Here is a 3233-nt window from a genome sequence, read left to right as displayed (position 1 = left end):
GCCCGCGTCGTCCGGCAGCGCGCGGCGGCTGGGTATAGACGACTGATATCTCATGGCCAGCCTCGGCGATCGCGCGCAAGGTCGGCACCGAAAACTCCGGCGTACCCATGAAGATGACGCGAAGGGGCATTTTTTCTTCCGGTATCCTGTCTTCTTGCTCGCGCAGTGTGCCGGCTCAGGCATCCGCTTCAAACGGGTTTACGAGCTTCAGGTCAAGGCCGTCGAAGTCGCGGGACGACCGTCGCGCTATCTTTCCGCTTCGATCTTCTCCATGATTTCCGCGTATTCATCGCCAATTGCGCTTTCAGATACGAAAGCCGAGCGAATTGCAGCCCACGCCGAGAGGCTCGACTCCTCTCGGGCCGGCCTCTCCGCAACTATGCCTTTGCGCAGAAGGCCGATGGCCTTGTCCGAGACGCTCTGGCCGACCTCGCGCGCCGCCAGTTCGATCTCGCGCTTCAAAGGCTCAGGAATGTCCCTGATCAGCATGTCGACCGTCGGCATCTCCATTTGGTGGCAATCCTGCCGACAATAGGCCTGGAGGGGACTCCCGTACCTTATCCCGCGAGCTTGCCCGGCGCCTTGTCCCTGGCGAGCTTCTTGAATTTCTTTACCACCATGTCGCGCTTCAGCTTCGAGATGTGATCGATGAACAGGACGCCATTGAGGTGGTCGATCTCGTGTTGCAGGCAGGTCGCCATCAACCCCTCGGCCTCTATCTCCTGCAATTTGCCGTCGCGGTCGAGATATTTGACCCGCACGGAGGCGGGGCGTTCGACCTCGGCGTAATAATCCGGGATCGACAGGCAGCCTTCCTCATAGACGGAGCGCGCGTCGGCGCTCTCCAGGATTTCCGGATTGATGAAGACATGCGGCGCCGGCGTCTCGTCTTCCTTGGCGAGATCGATCACCAGCAAGCGCAGCGGCTCGCCGATCTGGATTGCCGCCAGCCCGATGCCCGGCGCATCATACATGGTCGCCAGCATGTCGTCGGCTAATTTGCGCAAAGGCGCGTCGACACGCTCTACGGGCTTGGAAACCTCGCGCAGGATGGGGTCGGGAAGGATGATGAGCGGCTTGATCGGCATGGCGTTCCACCTAAGACCTCCAGCGAAACGCGTCAACCGGTTGGCATCAGGCGCGTTCACGTTTTGATCTGTGCTATCGCGGCGAATCGTCTATGCTGTCCACATGAATGATTTGAGCACCATCCTTTCGGAGCCTGTCGCCCGGCTTGGCGCCACAACGATCACGCTCGGCCATGCGCTGGCCTTCGGCGTTTTGCTGTTTCTGGCCCTGTTCGTGGCGCTGGTCATTGCGTTGTGGCGGTCGGCCAAGGCGCGCGCCGTGGCGGCCGCGGAAGCCGCCGATCATGCCCGCGATGCGGAAGTGCGGATGGCCGGCATTCTGCAAAGCCAGGCCGAAATGCAGGGCCGCATGGGCGCCATTGCGGAAGTGTTCGGCGCACGGCAGGCGGAGCTGACGCAATCGATCGGCCAACGCCTCGACGCCATGACCGGCCGGCTCGGCCAGACCATGACCGAGCAGACCAAATCCACGCATGAGAGCCTGGCCAAATTGCAGGAACGGCTGGCGATCATCGACGTCGCGCAAGGCAACATCCAGTCGCTCGCCGGCCAGGTCGTGCAATTGCAGGCGATCCTCTCGAACAAGCAGACGCGCGGCGCGTTCGGCCAGTCGCGCATGGAGGCGATCGTTGCCGACGGCCTGCCGCACGGCGCCTATGAGTTCCAGGCGACGCTGTCGAACGGCAGCCGGCCCGACTGCCTGGTGAAGATGCCGAATGGCGCGCCGTCGCTGGCCATCGATGCAAAATTTCCGCTGGAGGCCTGGAACGCCATCCGCGCCGCCGATGGCGCCGATCTGCAGAAGGCAGCTTCGCAGGCCTTCCGCCGCGACATCGAGATCCATGTCCGCGATATCTCGGAAAAATACCTGATCCAGGGCGAGACGCAGGACACTGCCTTCATGTTCGTGCCGTCGGAATCGGTGTTCGCCGAGATCCACGAGAATTTCGAGGCGATCGTGCACAAGGCGCACCGTGCGCGCGTCGTCATCGTCTCGCCGTCGCTGCTGATGCTGTCGATCCAGGTCATCCAGGCGATCCTCAAGGATGCCCGCATGCGCGAACAGGCGCACCTGATCCAGGGCGAGGTCATCCGGCTGATGGAGGATGTTGCACGTGTCGATGAGCGGGTGCGCAAGCTGCAGGTGCATTTCGGCCAGTCGGCCAAGGATATCGACGACATACTGGTTTCGACGTCGAAGGTCACCAAGCGCGGCCAGAAGATCGAGGCGCTGGAATTCGGCGCGCAGCCCGACGGCGATGCCGCCGTAGACGCCGCGTCACGGGGGCCCGCCGCCAAGGTCGATACCGGCGCGCGCGTTGCCGATTCGAAAACCGGGCAGCTCAGGCTGAGGGTCGTCGAAGGCGACGATTGAGCCGCGGTGCCGGACCGGTGCTACTGCTCCTCCAACGTGGTCATGCCCTGAAATTCAGGCAGCCAGTGCAGCGCCGAGCGGTGCCATTTCTGCTGTGTCGGGATCAAATCCTGGCGCTGCCGCGCGGTCCCCACGCGAATTCCATAGACCTTCGGACCATCTCCGACAGACGTGGCGTAAAGATGCGAACCGCAGTCGGCGCAAAAGGCCTGGGTGCGCTTGGCGCCGCTCGCCACGATCTTGATGTAGATTTTCGGCGTGCCCTTGGTGATGCGATAGTTGCTTTCCGGCGCCGGAACCGTAAGGCGAAAAGCCGTGCCGGTCAGTTGCTGGCAATCCGTGCAGTGGCAGATCGTGGTCTTTTCCGGATCGACCTCCGCCTCGTAGGTGATGGCGCCACAATGACAGCCGCCGTCTATTCTCATCTTCGTTCCTCCAAAGCCCCTTCAATCTAGCGGCGCAAGGCCGTGAGGCAATGGCACGGTTTTAGTCCAGGGCAGGATCGGATGCGGAATCGATCAGCCTGCGCCGCTGCTCCCAGGTGCCTGACGTCTGCGGCTTGACGAACAGCCGTGTGATCTCCGGCATTTCCTTCTTCAACTGCGCCTCCAGGCGCTCGACGCAAGCTTCGATCTCGGGCGCCGTCAATTGGTCCTCGAACTCGATGCTGAGCCCGGCGACGATCTCTGTCGGCCCCATATGAACGGTCAGGACGCCGTTCGCCCGCTGCACCGCCGGATCCTGCTGGGCGATCGCCCGCGCTTTCATCT

4 protein-coding genes and 2 pseudogenes are annotated in these 3233 nt (G+C 62.6%); 1 reads left to right on the top strand and 5 read right to left on the bottom strand.

The annotated features are described in order from the left end of the window. The 3 genes and pseudogenes from EN991_RS41185 to def form a co-directional block, all read right to left on the bottom strand. A pseudogene (locus EN991_RS41185) lies at positions 1 to 130 on the bottom strand (methionyl-tRNA formyltransferase); the annotation flags it as partial. 116 nt (positions 131 to 246) lie between these two features. Continuing rightward, entirely contained in the window at positions 247 to 510 is a 264-nt protein-coding gene (locus EN991_RS29180; protein WP_013528470.1) for a hypothetical protein, read from the bottom strand. 47 nt (positions 511 to 557) lie between these two features. Continuing rightward, positions 558 to 1088, bottom strand: coding sequence for a peptide deformylase (def, locus tag EN991_RS29175; protein WP_024502081.1), 531 nt, complete (start codon positions 1086 to 1088; stop codon positions 558 to 560). 103 nt (positions 1089 to 1191) lie between these two features. Here def and EN991_RS29170 point away from each other — a divergent pair, with 103 nt between their 5' ends. Beyond that, positions 1192 to 2463 (top strand): DNA recombination protein RmuC, encoded by a 1272-nt coding sequence (locus EN991_RS29170; protein ID WP_013528468.1) that lies wholly within the window; start codon positions 1192 to 1194, stop codon positions 2461 to 2463. Between the two features lie 20 nt (positions 2464 to 2483). Here EN991_RS29170 and EN991_RS29165 read toward each other — a convergent pair whose 3' ends face one another. Next, complete coding sequence (locus EN991_RS29165) at positions 2484 to 2888, bottom strand: GFA family protein (RefSeq protein ID WP_013528467.1); 405 nt, start codon at positions 2886 to 2888, stop codon at positions 2484 to 2486. A gap of 61 nt (positions 2889 to 2949) precedes the next feature. After that, positions 2950 to 3233 (bottom strand): annotated as a pseudogene (locus EN991_RS29160) (cation transporter); the annotation flags it as partial.

This window comes from Mesorhizobium sp. M7A.F.Ca.US.005.03.2.1, assembly GCF_003997795.1.
Classification (GTDB): Bacteria; Pseudomonadota; Alphaproteobacteria; order Rhizobiales; family Rhizobiaceae; genus Mesorhizobium; species Mesorhizobium ciceri.
Note: the sequence above shows the minus strand (reverse complement) of the source record. Positions and strands in the feature narration are given on the sequence as shown.

Coding starts and splice junctions, on each gene's coding strand:
- EN991_RS29180 (WP_013528470.1), bottom strand. CDS start 510: ATGGAGATGCCGACGGTCGACATGCTGATCAGGGACATTCCTGAGCCT.
- def (WP_024502081.1), bottom strand. CDS start 1,088: ATGCCGATCAAGCCGCTCATCATCCTTCCCGACCCCATCCTGCGCGAG.
- EN991_RS29170 (WP_013528468.1), top strand. CDS start 1,192: ATGAATGATTTGAGCACCATCCTTTCGGAGCCTGTCGCCCGGCTTGGC.
- EN991_RS29165 (WP_013528467.1), bottom strand. CDS start 2,888: ATGAGAATAGACGGCGGCTGTCATTGTGGCGCCATCACCTACGAGGCG.